The 15,323-nt window shown below is 49.1% G+C and carries 12 protein-coding genes; 2 read left to right on the forward strand and 10 right to left on the reverse strand.

Translation table 11 applies throughout. The features are described from left to right. Positions 1-7: 7 nt before the first annotated feature. The 10 genes from AB3G37_RS19535 to bolA form a co-directional block, all read right to left on the reverse strand. Entirely contained in the window at positions 8-1,408 is a 1,401-nt protein-coding gene (locus AB3G37_RS19535) for a hypothetical protein (protein ID WP_369788838.1), read from the reverse strand. Positions 1,409-1,499: 91 nt separating this feature from the next. After that, complete coding sequence (locus tag AB3G37_RS19540) at positions 1,500-1,901, reverse strand: YbgC/FadM family acyl-CoA thioesterase (RefSeq protein ID WP_369788839.1); 402 nt, start codon at positions 1,899-1,901, stop codon at positions 1,500-1,502. A 133-nt stretch (positions 1,902-2,034) separates the two neighbouring features. Continuing rightward, complete coding sequence (locus tag AB3G37_RS19545; protein ID WP_369788840.1) at positions 2,035-2,418, reverse strand: ComEA family DNA-binding protein; 384 nt, start codon at positions 2,416-2,418, stop codon at positions 2,035-2,037. 151 nt (positions 2,419-2,569) lie between these two features. Next, entirely contained in the window at positions 2,570-4,450 is a 1,881-nt protein-coding gene (gene ppiD, locus AB3G37_RS19550) for a peptidylprolyl isomerase (RefSeq protein WP_369788841.1), read from the reverse strand. Between the two features lie 277 nt (positions 4,451-4,727). Then, a complete protein-coding gene (hupB, locus tag AB3G37_RS19555) occupies positions 4,728-5,003 on the reverse strand; it encodes a nucleoid-associated protein HU-beta (protein ID WP_009638628.1) in 276 nt (91 codons plus the stop codon). Between the two features lie 217 nt (positions 5,004-5,220). Then, positions 5,221-7,575, reverse strand: coding sequence for an endopeptidase La (gene lon / locus AB3G37_RS19560; protein WP_009638629.1), 2,355 nt, complete (start codon positions 7,573-7,575; stop codon positions 5,221-5,223). A 190-nt stretch (positions 7,576-7,765) separates the two neighbouring features. Then, complete coding sequence (clpX, locus tag AB3G37_RS19565) at positions 7,766-9,040, reverse strand: ATP-dependent protease ATP-binding subunit ClpX (RefSeq protein WP_009638630.1); 1,275 nt, start codon at positions 9,038-9,040, stop codon at positions 7,766-7,768. A 225-nt stretch (positions 9,041-9,265) separates the two neighbouring features. Next, on the reverse strand, positions 9,266-9,895 hold the full coding sequence (gene clpP / locus AB3G37_RS19570) for an ATP-dependent Clp endopeptidase proteolytic subunit ClpP (protein ID WP_009638631.1): 630 nt from the start codon (positions 9,893-9,895) through the stop codon (positions 9,266-9,268). Between the two features lie 440 nt (positions 9,896-10,335). Further along, the gene (gene tig, locus AB3G37_RS19575) at positions 10,336-11,640 is read right to left on the reverse strand and encodes a trigger factor (RefSeq protein ID WP_369788842.1); all 1,305 of its coding nucleotides are present in this window, start codon (positions 11,638-11,640) and stop codon (positions 10,336-10,338) included. Positions 11,641-11,963: 323 nt separating this feature from the next. Next, a complete protein-coding gene (gene bolA, locus AB3G37_RS19580) occupies positions 11,964-12,278 on the reverse strand; it encodes a transcriptional regulator BolA (RefSeq protein WP_369788843.1) in 315 nt (104 codons plus the stop codon). Positions 12,279-12,593: 315 nt separating this feature from the next. Here bolA and AB3G37_RS19585 point away from each other — a divergent pair, with 315 nt between their 5' ends. Beyond that, entirely contained in the window at positions 12,594-13,172 is a 579-nt protein-coding gene (locus AB3G37_RS19585) for a lipoprotein (RefSeq protein WP_009638634.1), read from the forward strand. 156 nt (positions 13,173-13,328) lie between these two features. Further along, positions 13,329-14,807, forward strand: a complete 1,479-nt coding sequence (gene ampG / locus AB3G37_RS19590; RefSeq protein WP_369788844.1) for a muropeptide MFS transporter AmpG — start codon at positions 13,329-13,331, stop codon at positions 14,805-14,807. Positions 14,808-15,323 lie beyond the last annotated feature (516 nt).

Raw genomic sequence — 15,323 nt, forward strand, 5'->3', positions numbered from 1 at the left:
GCCCACTCTATTTTTTTTGCAGGGCCTGTAGTGTGGTAAATGAAGAGAGATATTCAGTCATCGAGGGGCCTAAAGAACGATAAATATCGCTGGCCTCTTTTATCTCTTTTAATTTTTTCTCTCCCTTCTTGTTTAATCCGCTGTTTAACGCCAAATTTCTCCATACCCCAAGGTTAATTTGCTTCTTTCTGGCATAGCCCGTCGCTCCGCCAATATCCAGCCGTTCTTTTACCGTTAAAGACTGCCATTCCTCAAGGTGCAGTTGCTCTACTCTCGTCATGCTATGGGGGAATAATCTTTGCAAACCAAGCAAAAGCAGGCCACTGCCGTTAGCGAGATTCTTGAAAGAACCCAGTGCAATCTTTCGCTTGAGAGCAAAGCCTACCGTGCCGCCCTCATTCTTGCGCTCAATAGGGGTCATGCTAAACCATTCAGCAAGATGACTTTTTGAGACGGGTTTAATGATAGAGCGTTCAAGACGCTGCAACCCCATCGCGGTCAATCCCTTCATATTGGCGTATTGCTGAAAATTGAATACGCTTATACGCTGTCTACAGGCAAACCCCGTCACACTGCCTGCCTGATGTTTTTCTTCGAGGGTCATCGACTGCCAGGTACGCAGATGAGATTCGGTAATACGGGCGTCGTTAACTTCGATTTTCTGCCGACCAAAATCGGTCAGCCCCTGCATATTTACCATCTTTTTAAACTGCGTCATGCAGATATGATGGGTAAAGGCAAAACCTTTAGCCCCGCCGCATTCCTCCCGTTCCACTAATGTCATGCTCAGCCATTTTTTCAGATGGCTCGTGCTTACCGAAATTAGCTTTTCTTTTGATAGCCTCTGCATGCCCATCTGGGTCAAACCATTACGATTTATGAACCGTTTTAACCCCCGTACGTTGAGTTGATTGTGCAATGCAAATCCATTGACTCCGCCCATAGCCTCTTTTTCGTGAGCTGACATGTTCAACCAGGTATGCATATGTTGGGGTTCAACACGAGGAATGCCCACTGATAAAATCTGATTAAGCCCCTGCGGGGTGAGGCCGTTGCCGTTTATCAGGTATTTCATAACGCCGGAGTCGATACCGTGCAAATTGGCATAGCCCGCGGTACCACCGGCCTCCTTTCTTTGTTCAACGGTCATATCACGCCATTTAATAATCAGGTGCTTGTCTATTTTCTTGACAGACTCTCGTGGCGACAGTGTCGCACCTAAACTGAATGTCTCGGCTGCCTGCACCCTTAAATTTCCAGATATTAGGGGCTGGTTAGAGCAAATTGAAGTAAATGCTGCCGCCTGCTGCGTAGTGATCACATTCTGGGTAAAAGAGCCGGGAAAAGTAGAGGTAGTGGTAATCAGGGGAGATTGAACAAATACCCCTTTGCTTGTAGGTGACAACATAGTCTTATCGCGCCTGTCAGTTGAAAGGTTAAGCTCATCTCGGGCGATATTCTGCCCTGACTTAAGGCGCAACTATATAAAGAAACGCTTATTACGTTCTTTCTTCCTCCAACTCACGTAGCCTTTCTCTAAGCTCTCCCTCCAGCGACAACGCCTTCTGAGTTTTTAGATCAACGCAGACAAACGTGAGCATGGCGTCGGAAACGGCCTCTCCTTTACAGGTAATAACCTGTTTGAGCACGCCGCTCTTGCCATTTAATTGCTCGAGCCTGCTGTCGATTTGCAGCAGATCGCCAAGCACCGCCGGTTTGCGATAGTTGATATTGATGTTGACCACGATGAAGGCGATATTGTTTTGCGCCATCCACTGGAAGCCTTCTTTGTTGTCCAGCCATTCCCAGCGTGCCGTTTCAAGAAACTCTAAATAGCGGGCATTGTTAACGTGTTGATAAACATCAATATGAAACCCACGAACCTTAATAGTTGTTTGCATACAGTGAACCTGCCGATTTAAAAAAATTTAATAACTGGCGATGTCAGCAGGACAACGCCAACTGGTCAGACTTCTTTCAGGTTAGCAGAAGAACGCGGCGAAAAAAGCTTCTCGCTCATCGCCGCGATCCGTATCACAATTTCAAACGGGACTGATTACGCTTGAATAAACCGGGGCCAATTCCAGGCACTTCCTGTAGCTGGTCAATATTGGTAAAGGGTCCCATCTCCTCACGATATTCAACGATGGTCTGTCCTTTTTTTAAGCCCACGCCATTAAGAACCTTTGATAGCTCTGCTGCGCTGGCATTGTTCAGGCTGACCTTTTCCTCCTCGGCGTTAGCTGTAGCCGCTTCTTTTGCCGCTGGCGTAGCGGCTTTTTTGTCTTTGCTTACCGATTTTTCGACACTGGTCGAGGACGTAGTTTTAGCCGCGCTTTCAGTAGCAGCCTGCACGCTTAACGGCATAACTGCGAGTCCCAAAGCTAGTGTCAGTGTAGTGATTGATAGTTTTTTCATGCTGTAATCCTCCGTGTTGTTGACAGCACGGACAGAGTGTCGCAATGGGAATTGAATAACAAACGGCAGAAGTCAGAAATGGAAAAGGCCGCGAAAGCGGCCTTTAGGTATTGCAGAGTGTTGCACTCAGGCTCCGTGAAGCCTCGCAAATTTACTGATTCTGCGCGGCAGCACCATACTTCACTTTTGCCTGATGGCGCAGACTAGCTAACAGCGCATCAAAGGTATTGTTGGAAGAAGTCTGTTGCAACTGCTGAGCAAATTGACTGGCTTCAGCATCAGGTAATTTGCCCTGAGTGACTGCCGTCAACTTAATCAGAACCGTATTGCCATTGTTGTCCTGAGAAATTCCGTAGCTTGGTTTGTCTGCAGTCGCCTGTGGCAATGCATAAACATTTTGCTCGAAATCTGACGGCTGGGCAGTACGCTGTACTTTTTGTACGCCGCCGAAACTGACACCGGCGGCTTTCAGTGCATCATCGCCTTTGCCTTCTTTCAGTGCCACCAACAATTTTTGCGCATCGATACGAGCCTGATCGGCTGCTTTCTGGCGTTTCACCAAGGTCGCTACCTGATCTTTCACTTCGGCGAATGGCTTGATACCGGCCGCTTTATGAGAGTCAACGCGAACAACGAAGGCACGGTCACCATCAACGGTAATGACGTCGGAATTGCTGCCTGGCGCGTTGTCATGGCCGAGCAGTGAACCGTCAAATAGCACCTGATCTACTGGCTTGAAGTTAATAGCTGCAGGGATATTCTGCTGAGTAAACCAGTCGGTATGCGCAGCCTGAGTTCCGGCGGCTTTCTCGGCAGATGCCAGAGATTCGTTGTCGTTGCTCGCAGCATCGCTAACTTTCTGCTGAAGTGCATAGTAAGCATCCAGCGCTTTCTCTTGCTTGAGCTTGTCTACAATACCGTCGTGCACCTGAGCCAGCGGTTTTACCTGCTCTGGCACGATATCAACCAGACGCAGAATGAAGTAACCGCTGTCGGATTTAATTACACCGGAGGTCTGGCCTTTGGTGGTCAAGTTAGCGCTTTTGAATTCTGGCAGCGTGGTTTCTGGCTCCATCCAACCCAAATCACCGCCCTTCTTGCCACTAAGGGTATCGATAGACTTTGTTTTTGCCAGCTCGGCAAAATCCGCACCACTTTTCAGCTGAGTGTCGATAGCCTGGGCATCGGCCTGATCTTTAGCCACAATAACGCTGTAACGACGGCGTTCCGGCTGGCCAAATTCGCTTTTATGCTGGTCATAGTAAGCCTCGACATCCGCATCGGTGACCTGAATTTTGCCCTGCATCGCTGCCGCATCCATTTCGATGTAGCTAACTTTCATTTGTTCTGGAGCAACAAACTGCTCTTTGTGCTGGTCGTAGAAAGCCTGTAATTCGCTGTCGCTCGCCTGCTGTTTGGCAGCGAGAGTGTCAGTGTCGAAAGTTGCAGTGTGGACATCGCGCTCCTGCAGCACCAGCTCGGCCATGGATTTGGTTTCAACCGGCAGCACGAAATCAGAATCGCCATAAGCCTGAGCTAACTGTTGGCTGACCAGCTGCTTCTTCATCAGCTGTGCGAAGTTATCCGCGGTATAACCCATACCCTGCACGGTTTGCAGATATTTGGCATTATCAAAACGATTGTTGGTCTGGAACTGAGGAGTGGCCAGAATCGCATCTTTGATTTGCTGATCACTCACGGTCACGCCCAATTTTTGTGAGTACTGCTCGAGAAGAGTGACGTCAATCAGGTTGTTAAGTGACTGCTGACGCAGTTGCTGCATGTAACCTTCGCTACCGGCTAGCGCAGCGAACTGGTCACCAAGCTGCTGCTGCAAACGGCTGCGCTGATTCTGAACCGCGTCGTCAAGCTGTGCACGGCTGATTTCCTGGCCGTTTACTTTCGCCGCATAGTCGCTAGACCCTCCGATTAAGTAATTGCCAACACCGGTCAAAACAAAAGATAAAACGATCAGACCAAGAATGATTTTGAGCACGACGTGATTAGCTGCCGCGCGTAAGTTGTCCATCATAGTGAAGCAACACTCCGCTGTATTTGGGGTTTAAAACTTGGGCTGCGTGGATGATACCAACGATCCCTGTGACACCCTTCAGGGTGTTGCACAATAAACTGCGTGTTTACACTGACACTTCGTTTCGAGTGGTGTTCAAAAGAATCACTGTTAACAGGCAATGTCTAAAACATGAGCCACTCTGCGTGCTGGCTCGCAAAAGTAAAAAAAGCGCATCTCCAAGATGCGCCTTATATATTACCTTACCAACCCTGTGACGTCAGGTTATTGTTAGTAATTATCCGTTTACCGCATCTTTCAAAGATTTACCTGCGCGGAAGCCAGGTACTTTGGCAGCCGGAATACTGATTTCTTTACCGGTTTGCGGGTTACGGCCAGTGCGAGCAGAGCGCTCACGAACTGCAAAAGTACCGAATCCTACCAGTGCAACTTCTTCCCCGGCTTTCAGAGAATCAGTTACCGATGCAAGCACCGCGTCCAGCACACGTCCAGCGGCCGCTTTAGAAATATCCGCACCGGCTGCAATTTTGTCGATCAGTTGTGACTTATTCACGTTTTCATCCCCTCTTAAAATTCTATCGTCACGCCGAAATTTCCCTACGGACGTGACAGCGCAGCTGTTATATCAAGCTTGTCAGGGGTATGCAAGCTACCCAGAAACCGTTGCCCCCGTCTGACATGGCTTACTAACTTAACGGCACAAAAAAAAGCTGGCAAGTAGGAATTCACTTGCCAGCCTCAGTTTTACTTACACTTTATGCATCAGGTCACTATTTCGCAGCGACAGGCAGTGCACCAAACGCTGGATTTTGCAGCGCAAAGTTCAATACGTCATCGATACGCTTGACCGGATGAATCTCCAGATCTGCTAATACGTTGTCTGGGATCTCTTCCAGATCGCGTTTGTTATCGTCCGGGATCAACACCACTTTGATACCACCGCGATGTGCGGCCAACAGTTTTTCTTTCAGGCCACCGATTGGCAATACCAAACCACGCAAGGTTATCTCGCCAGTCATTGCAACATCGGCACGCACCGGGTTACCGGTCAGGCAAGAAACCAGCGCGGTACACATTGCAATACCGGCACTTGGACCATCTTTCGGCGTCGCCCCTTCTGGTACGTGAACGTGAATATCACGTTTTTCGTAGAAGTCAGGGTTAATACCCAGCTTGTCGGCACGCGCGCGAACCACTGTCAAGGCAGCCTGAATCGACTCTTGCATCACTTCACCCAATGAACCGGTGTAGGTCAGCTTGCCTTTGCCCGGAACACAGGCGGTTTCAATGGTCAGTAACTCGCCGCCCACTTCGGTCCACGCCAGGCCAGTGACCTGTCCTACGCGGTTTTCAGTGTCAGCACGGCCGTAATCAACCTTCTGCACGCCCAGATAGTCTTTAAGGTTATCGCCATTAATGACAATGTGCTTCAGGGTCTTGTCCAGCAGCAGTTGTTTAACTGCTTTGCGGCACAGCTTGGAAATTTCACGCTCCAGGCTACGCACGCCGGCTTCACGGGTGTAGAAGCGAATAATGCCGATAATCGCGCTGTCTTCAACCGTCAGCTCGTTTTTCTTCAACGCGTTACGCTCGATCTGTTTCGGCAACAGGTGCTGTTTGGCAATGTTCAGCTTTTCGTCTTCGGTGTAGCCCGACAAACGAATGACTTCCATACGGTCAAGCAGCGGTGCCGGTATGTTCATCGAGTTAGAGGTCGCGACAAACATCACGTCTGACAAATCGTAGTCGACTTCCAGATAGTGGTCGTTAAAGGCCACGTTCTGTTCTGGATCAAGTACTTCCAGTAAAGCCGATGCCGGATCGCCACGCATGTCGGAAGACATTTTGTCGATTTCATCAAGCAGGAACAGTGGGTTCTTAACGCCAACTTTCGCCATTTTCTGGATCAGTTTGCCTGGCATAGAACCGATATAGGTACGACGGTGACCGCGAATTTCCGCTTCGTCACGCACGCCACCCAGTGCCATACGCACATATTCACGACCGGTTGCGCGAGCAATGGACTGCCCCAGAGAGGTTTTACCCACACCCGGAGGCCCTACCAGACAAAGGATCGGCCCTTTGATTTTGCTGACGCGCGTCTGCACTGCGAGGTACTCGAGGATACGGTCTTTCACCCGCTCCAGACCAAAGTGGTCGGTATCCAGTACCTCCTGCGCCTTACGCAGGTCTTTTTTCACTTTACTGCGCGCGTTCCATGGCACCTGAAGCATCCAGTCGATGTAACCACGGACTACTGTGGCTTCGGCGGACATTGGTGACATCATTTTCAGCTTTTGCAGCTCGGCTTCTGTTTTTTCACGCGCGTCTTTTGGCATTTTTGCCGCATCGATTTTGCGTTTCAGCGCTTCATGCTCGTCGGGCGCGTCGTCCATCTCGCCCAACTCTTTCTGAATAGCTTTCATTTGCTCATTCAGATAGTACTCGCGCTGGCTTTTTTCCATCTGTTTTTTGACGCGATTGCGGATACGTTTCTCAACCTGTAACAGGTCGATTTCCGATTCCATCATCGCCATCAGGTATTCCAGACGTTCGGTAATATCGAACATCTCGAGCACCGACTGTTTGTCGACCAGCTTCAATGGCATATGCGCAGCGATAGTATCCGCCAGGCGTGCCGCGTCTTCGATGCTGTTCAGTGAAGTCAGGACTTCCGGCGGGATTTTTTTGTTCAGCTTGATATAACCTTCAAACTGATTAATAGCCGTACGTACCAGAACTTCCTGCTCACGCTCGTCAACAGCTGGCGATTCCAGGTATTCGGCCTGGGCAGCAAAGTGTTCACCGCTGTCGGACAGTGTCGTGATGCGGGCGCGCTGTAAACCTTCAACCAGAACTTTGACGGTTCCATCTGGAAGTTTAAGCATCTGTAAAATAGAGGCTACGGTGCCCACTGAGAACAAATCGTTGATACCAGGCTCATCCGTCGAGGCCTCTTTTTGCGCAACGAGCATGATTTTTTTATCATTGTCCATTGCCGCTTCAAGACAGCGAATCGATTTCTCCCGGCCAACGAACAGCGGGATCACCATGTGCGGATAAACCACCACATCGCGCAGAGGCAATACGGGGATTTCTATGCGTTCGGAACGCTCAGGGTTCATAGAGCTCTCTCTTAGTTTAGCTTCCGCCAGGTTAAGGAAATCTCGTGAAACACGAGTCAGCGGGTTTCAGCAAGTAGTTAACTGAGTATATGGGGATGAATATCTGACATTCAACGACAAGAATGCGAGGAAAAAAAAATGGGGGAAAAAATCCCCCATTTCTCCACTAAACGTCTGTAAAGCTGGCTATTTATTCACCAGAAGCTTGTTGCGCCTCAGGTTTGCCATAAATCATCAGAGGTTCAGATTGCCCCGCAATGACGGACTCATCAACAACGACTTTGTCCACACTGTCAAGAGATGGCAGATCGTACATCGTATCCAGTAAAGCAGCTTCAACAATAGAACGCAGACCACGAGCACCTGTTTTGCGATCCATCGCCTTTTTCGCGATTGCAATCAATGCTTCATCGCGGAACTCAAGCTCAACGCCTTCAAGGTTGAACAATGCCTGATATTGTTTAGTCAGGGCATTTTTTGGTTCTTTCAAGATTTGAATCAGCGCGTCTTCACTCAGTTCGCTCAGCGTTGCCACGACGGGCAGACGACCAATGAACTCAGGGATCAGACCAAACTTGATCAAATCTTCAGGTTCTGCCTGAGCCAGCAACTGCCCTTCCGTTGCTTTCTCTGACTTGCCTTTAACCACTGCGCCAAAACCGATACCGGTACTGGTATTCAGACGTTGGCCGATAACTTTGTCCAGGCCGGCAAATGCGCCGCCGCAGATAAACAGGATTTTTGAGGTATCAACCTGCAAGAACTCCTGCTGTGGATGCTTACGTCCGCCCTGAGGAGGAACGGCAGCCACAGTGCCTTCGATCAGTTTTAACAGCGCCTGCTGCACGCCCTCGCCCGAAACGTCACGGGTGATAGACGGGTTGTCAGACTTACGAGAAATCTTATCAATTTCATCGATATAGACAATGCCACGCTGAGCTTTCTGCACGTCGTAATCACATTTCTGCAACAGCTTCTGAATGATGTTTTCGACGTCTTCACCCACGTAACCGGCTTCGGTCAGCGTGGTGGCATCGGCCATGGTAAATGGCACATCCAGGAAACGAGCCAGCGTTTCAGCCAACAGCGTTTTACCGCTACCGGTCGGGCCGATCAGCAGAATGTTGCTCTTGCCAAGTTCGATACCATTGCTGGAGTCGCCATTGCGCAAGCGTTTGTAGTGGTTATAAACCGCAACAGCCAGAACTTTCTTCGCAGGTTCCTGACCGATAACATAGTCATCGAGGTGTTCGCGGATTTCGTGTGGAGTCGGCAGCGCGCTGCGTTCGCGATGCGGTGCGACCTCTTTAATCTCTTCGCGAATAATGTCATTACATAAATCGACACATTCATCGCAGATATACACTGACGGCCCGGCAATCAGCTTTCGCACTTCATGCTGGCTTTTGCCGCAAAAAGAGCAGTACAGCAGCTTTCCTGAACCGTCTTTGCGCTTATCTGTCATCAGTAAACCTCTTCTTTAATCTTTGTCCCGCGGACAACTCACGGCGGTACGACCATTTAACCCAACAGACATGTCACTAACTGACGCACACATGCTGATGTCTATTGAACAATTCACTCATAGATTGTGCCTTGGGTAAAGCATTGGGCGGCGATTTATCGCCGCCGCACAAAAACGTCGGTATGAGTTTAACTATAGACCATCGCGCCAGCAGAAAATTGCCTGTTAGAGTTCGCCGCGATGAGTCATTACTTTATCCACTAAGCCATACTCTACAGCTTCACTGGCTGACAGGAAACGATCTCGCTCAGTGTCACGCTCTATTTCTTCAAGAGATTTGCCCGTATGTTGCGCCATCAGCGTGTTCATGCGGTTTTTCACTTTCAGGATTTCTCTGGCGTGAATGTCGATATCGGTTGCCTGGCCCTGGAAACCGCCCAGCGGCTGGTGAATCATCACGCGTGAGTTTGGCAGCGCGTAACGTTTGCCTTTAGCACCGGCTGTCAGCAGGAATGAGCCCATTGAACAGGCCTGGCCCATACAAATAGTGCTGACATCAGGCTTGATGAACTGCATGGTGTCATAGATTGACATCCCTGCGGTGATCACACCGCCCGGAGAGTTGATATAAAGATAGATATCTTTCTCTGGGTTTTCGGCTTCCAGAAACAGCATCTGGGCCACAATCAGGTTAGCCATATGGTCTTCAACCTGGCCAGTCAGGAAGATGATACGTTCCTTTAACAGGCGGGAAAAAATATCGTAAGAGCGCTCACCGCGTGAAGTCTGCTCTACAACCATCGGTACTAGGGCCATGTTTGGCGCAAATTGTTCTCTTTCACCACTGTATGACATAACCGTCTCCTAATAGAATTCTCTTTAGCGCGAGTTGAAACCGATTCTACTTGAGATAAGCGATGATGACTATGCTCAAGCGGACAAGTCGCCACATACACGGCTGACGGTGGTTATCAGTCAGAAGCTAACAGCAAAGTTACCCTTGTAGCACTAGACAATTGGGGAGAGAGCGCAAGATTTCAAGCCTTGCGACGAATTCTTTTGCTTACCTTAACCATTAAGTCAGCAAATAGCTCACTTATTGTACTGACCGGCTTTTTTCGGTTATCACTCTGATAAATATAGCGCAACGTCCCTTAAATATAGAGCAGTCACTATCTAAAAAACCAGTCCAAAGCCAGAATAGGCAAAATAAAAAAGCCCGTAGCGCAAACTACGGGCTTTTAAGACCTTACCCGGCTGGCTCATTAAGAACCAGCGGATAACTCCCAGAACAATTAAGCCTGAGTGGTCTGGTTCATCAGCTCGGTAAAGGTCGTGGCTTTTTCAGTCACTTTTGCTTTGGACAGCAGGGTTTCGACGGCTTGTTCTTCCAGCGCGACGTTACGCATGTTGTTCATCAGCTCTTTATTTTTGCTGTAGAACTCAACAACTTCTGATGGATCTTCGTAAGCGGAAGCCATTTCTTCGATCAGCGCTTTAACGCGATCTTCGTCAGCTTTCAGTTCGTGCTGGCTGATAACTTCGCCCAGCAACAGACCAACAACAACGCGACGCTTGGCTTGCTCTTCGAACAGCTCGCGTGGCAGTTCCAGGGCTTGCTTCTCGTTGCCACCGAAACGCTGTGCAGCCTGCTGACGCAGAACGTCAACTTCGCTGTCGATCAGGGCAGCTGGCACGTCGATTTCGTTAGCTTTAACCAAGCCTTCGATGGCCTGAGTCTTGATACGGTTACGCACCGCGCCTTTCAGCTCACGGTCCATATTTTTACGCACTTCAGCACGCAGACCGTCTACAGAACCATCAGCCACGCCGAAACGTTTGATGAATTCTTCAGTCAGTTCTGGCAGAACGCGGGTTTCAACTTTCTTCAGAACGATAGCGAACCTGGCTTCTTTACCTTTCAGGTTTTCAGCGTGGTAATCTTCCGGGAAGTTTACGTCGATGGTGAATTCTTCACCGGCTTTGTGACCGACCAGACCTTCTTCGAAGCCTGGGATCATGCGGCCCTGGCCCATAGCCAGTACGAAATCAGAGGCTTTGCCGCCTTCGAATTCTTCACCGTCGATAGAACCAGAGAAATCAACAGTCACGCGATCTTCAGCTTCAACAGCAGCTTCAGAGTCTTTCCAGTCAGCCTGTTGCTTGCGCAGGGTTTCCAGCATGGTGTCAACATCTGCTTCGTTAACTTCAACAACCGGTTTTTCTACTTCGATGTTTTCCAGATCTTTCAGTTCTACTTCTGGGTAAACTTCGAATTCAACGGTGAAGTTAAAATCTTCGCCCTGCTTGTATTCGCCTGGAACATAGTTCGGCGCGCCAGCTGGGTTGATTTTTTCTTTGATAATCGCATCAACAAAGCTGCGTTGCATCATATCGCCCAACACGTCCTGGCGAACGCTTGCGCCGTAACGCTGTTCGATAACGTTGTGTGGAACTTTGCCCTTACGGAAGCCGTCGATACGTACAGTTTTAGACGCTTTTGCCAGCTCGCTTTTTACTGCTTTTTCAATGCTTTCAGCAGGAACAGTAATAGCGATACGGCGACCAAGGCCTTGAGTGGTTTCAACAGAAACTTGCATCTTGTTACCTCAAAAAAATCAAAGTGCTCGGTCAACCCCGAACCGGGATGCACTGCACTAAGCAGATCCCTGGCTCAGTGTTCGAGGAAGTCCCGAAACCATTCCGGAAAAATAAGACGCGACATTATAGCGGCGCAACGGCGGCACGTCGAGGATGCGTGTCTTGAAATCAAAAAAACGCGACATCATCGCCTTTAAAACAAAAACGGCCCGCAGGCCGTTTCAAAATTCGCTTCTACTAATACAGCAACTCGGGGGGAAAGTTCCAGAGATACCGTCGATTAATAGCGATTTAGGGTGATTTTTGCAGAAAGATCTCTGTTTTATGCAAGAGTTCCTGCACCACGGCACGGCGGAGATGCCGGAACCGTATCCTGTAACCCTTCCCATTCCTTAAGCGTGTAAGTGTGCAATGCCAGAGCGTGCACGCTTCCTGCCAATTCTTCTGACAGCATAGAATAAATTGAGCGGTGACGTTGTAAAAAACGCTCGCCTACAAACTTATCGCTTACCAACACCACCTTGAAATGGCTCTCTGACCCAGCAGGCACGTTGTGGCGATAACTTTCGTCTGTGACATCCAGATGCGTGGGTTCAAACGCAGCTGCCAACTTTGCTTCTATTTGCTCGCGAATCATAGCCATCTCCTTAAAAACACGTTTTACAGAGAACTGCGCCCAACTATTTCGCCGTCTTACCTTAAATAGTAGGCGGTTTTCTGTTTTATTCTTTCTTTCAAAAAGAAAATATTACTTATGTGAACAAAAAGGTAGTTTGAGACACAATTTAGTACGCCATAGGGCTAATTTTTTGCTTCTCCGCGATAAATTCATCGTTTTAGCGGTCCAATCTCATGGCAAGCCGAATATCCGCAATGCTATGATGCTGCCCATTCTACAATCAAAAAACGTCAAATCCTGACTTTGAAAAGATGGAAAATTGAGAACATGAATATGTTGAAAAAAATCCTTTTCCCTGCACTGGCACTCTTTATGCTTGCAGGCTGTGCTACCAGCAGCAACACCCTGAACATTTCGCCTAAAATCGCCTTGCCTACACAGGACCCATCCCTGATGGGCGTGACCATTAGCATCAATGGTGCCGACGTGCGTCAGGACAAAGCGCTGGCCAAAGTTAATCGCGACGGACAACTGGTCTCACTGACCCCTTCTCGTGACATGCGTTTCCTGCTGCAAGAAGCGCTGGAAAAACAGATGACCGCTCGCGGCTATATGATTGGTCCTGACGGCGCCGTTGACTTGCAAATCGTGGTTAACAAACTGTATGCCGACGTCCAGGAAGGCAACCTGCGTTACAACATCACCACCAAAGCCGATATCTCTATCATCGCTACTGCGAAAAACGGCAACAAGCAGGTCAAGAACTACAACACCAGTTATAACGTTCAGGGCGCATTCACCGCGACCGATTCCAAAATCACCAACGTAGTCAATACTGCGCTGGGTGACGTTATCTCTGATATGGCACAGGACACCAGCGTGAGCGACTTTATCAAGGCGAACTCACACTAATCCCTGCCCGCTTCTGCCCGGCAACTGTCGGGCAGAAGACTTTGATTTTACGGTTCCCTTTGGCATTCCCCATCGATTCCCTCCTTTATTATCCGCGTTTATCCTTTATCATGCCCTTGAGCCCCCTTTTCAACGGCCTGCGGGAATACGGATGCCATGCTAAAACAGTACTTTTCAATTTTTACCCAACGTAATACCGCGATCCTGCTGCTTCTGGGCTTTGCTTCCGGCTTACCTCTGGCGCTGACCTCTGGCACGTTACAGGCCTGGATGACAGTCGATAATCTGGATCTCAAAACCATCGGTATCTTCTCGCTAGTCGGTCAGGCCTACGTGTTTAAATTCCTCTGGTCGCCGATGATGGACCGCTATACGCCAAGCTTTCTTGGACGCCGCCGAGGCTGGCTGGTCCTTACGCAGCTGTTGCTGGTAGTCGCAATTTTTGCCATGGGATTTATGGACCCGACGCGTAATTTATTCTGGCTCGCAGCGCTGGCAGTGCTCATAGCCTTTGCCTCTGCTTCTCAAGACATCGTATTCGACGCCTATAAAACCGATCTACTTAGCGCCGAGGAGCGCGGTAACGGTGCAGCGGTTTCAGTACTGGGCTATCGTCTGGCGATGTTGGTATCAGGTGGATTGGCGCTGTGGCTGGCCGACCGCTATCTCGGCTGGCAACATACTTACTGGCTGATGGCCGTGTTGATGCTTGTAGGCGTGGCTGCAACGCTGTTTGCCCCCGAACCTGATATCCATCAACCCGCTCCCGCTACGCTGGAAATGGCGGTAGTAGCACCGTTGAAAGATTTTTTTGGTCGCAATAATGCGTGGCTGATTTTACTGTTAATCGTGATGTACAAACTCGGTGATGCCTTCGCAGGCAGCCTGAGCACCACCTTTTTGATCCGCGGCGTCGGCTTTGATGCCGGTGAAGTCGGGCTGGTAAATAAAACATTGGGGCTGTTGGCCACCATCTTCGGCGCACTGCTCGGCGGGGTATTAATGCAGCGCCTGAGCCTGTTTCGCGCGTTGATGCTGTTCGGCATCTTGCAGGGAATATCAAACGCCGGTTACTGGATTTTGGCGATTACCGACAAACACCTTTATTCGATGGGCACGGCTATCTTCTTTGAAAACCTGTGCGGCGGGATGGGAACGGCGGCGTTTGTCGCGCTGCTAATGGCGCTGTGCAACAAATCATTCTCGGCAACCCAGTTTGCTCTGCTTTCGGCGCTTTCGGCGGTGGGCAGAGTCTATGTCGGGCCAATAGCGGGCTGGTTTGTCGAGGCTCACGGCTGGCCACTGTTTTACCTGTTCTCTATCGTAGCTTCCGTACCTGGCTTGCTGCTGCTGGCGCTGTGCCGCCAAACCCTTGAGCACGCAAAAAAAACTGACTCCTTTTTACCGCGCATTCATTTCCCCGTGTCGTATCGCTGGGCGCTGCGTTTGCTGTTAATCGGCAGTTTAATGCTGGCACTGTGGGTATTAATGCTGATTACCGATGGGCTTAACTGGACCCACGCATCGTCACTGGCGGTTAAAATTATGCAGGCAGGAGCCTTATTTGCCGTGGTGGGCATCTTACTGGGCAGCACGCTCGATTTCCTCGCCCTGCGCCGTCAGCAAAGAATTTAGCGAAATTCTGGCGCGATTGATAATCCCTTCTACACTCTCATTAGCATTTGCGGTTACTTCGCCTTCATTTACTTAATTTCCGGGATACACAATTGTTGTGTATCCTGGGGAATCATTGTTGTTATTTGGTTAATATCTTGATTTACTCTGATCTGGATCAATTAATGCTTTAACAACATTAAAAAAATATTTCCTGTTTACAACTTGTTTCAACCACCTTTTTTTTCAGCGTTTTTTTAATCTTATTTAAACCAAATTACAACATCCTGTTTACATAATTTCTACCTATATAAAACATTTAAAAAAAGCACTAAATATCCATACCGTTGCTAGGCCTTGTTTTTCCTCACCATAGTGAAGGTTAATAGCGCAAGGTACTGTTGCCACAAAGAAATTGTCACTTACCGTAACATGTGTGACAACGTTAACATAAAGTGTGGGACGTGCATTTACACAGCTTTAAGCGTGTTTACAGTACCGTAACCTTCCCGTAAAATGCCCGCACACATGAGCGAC

Origin of the sequence: Rouxiella sp. WC2420, from assembly GCF_041200025.1 — a bacterium.
Classification (GTDB): Bacteria; Pseudomonadota; Gammaproteobacteria; order Enterobacterales; family Enterobacteriaceae; genus Rouxiella.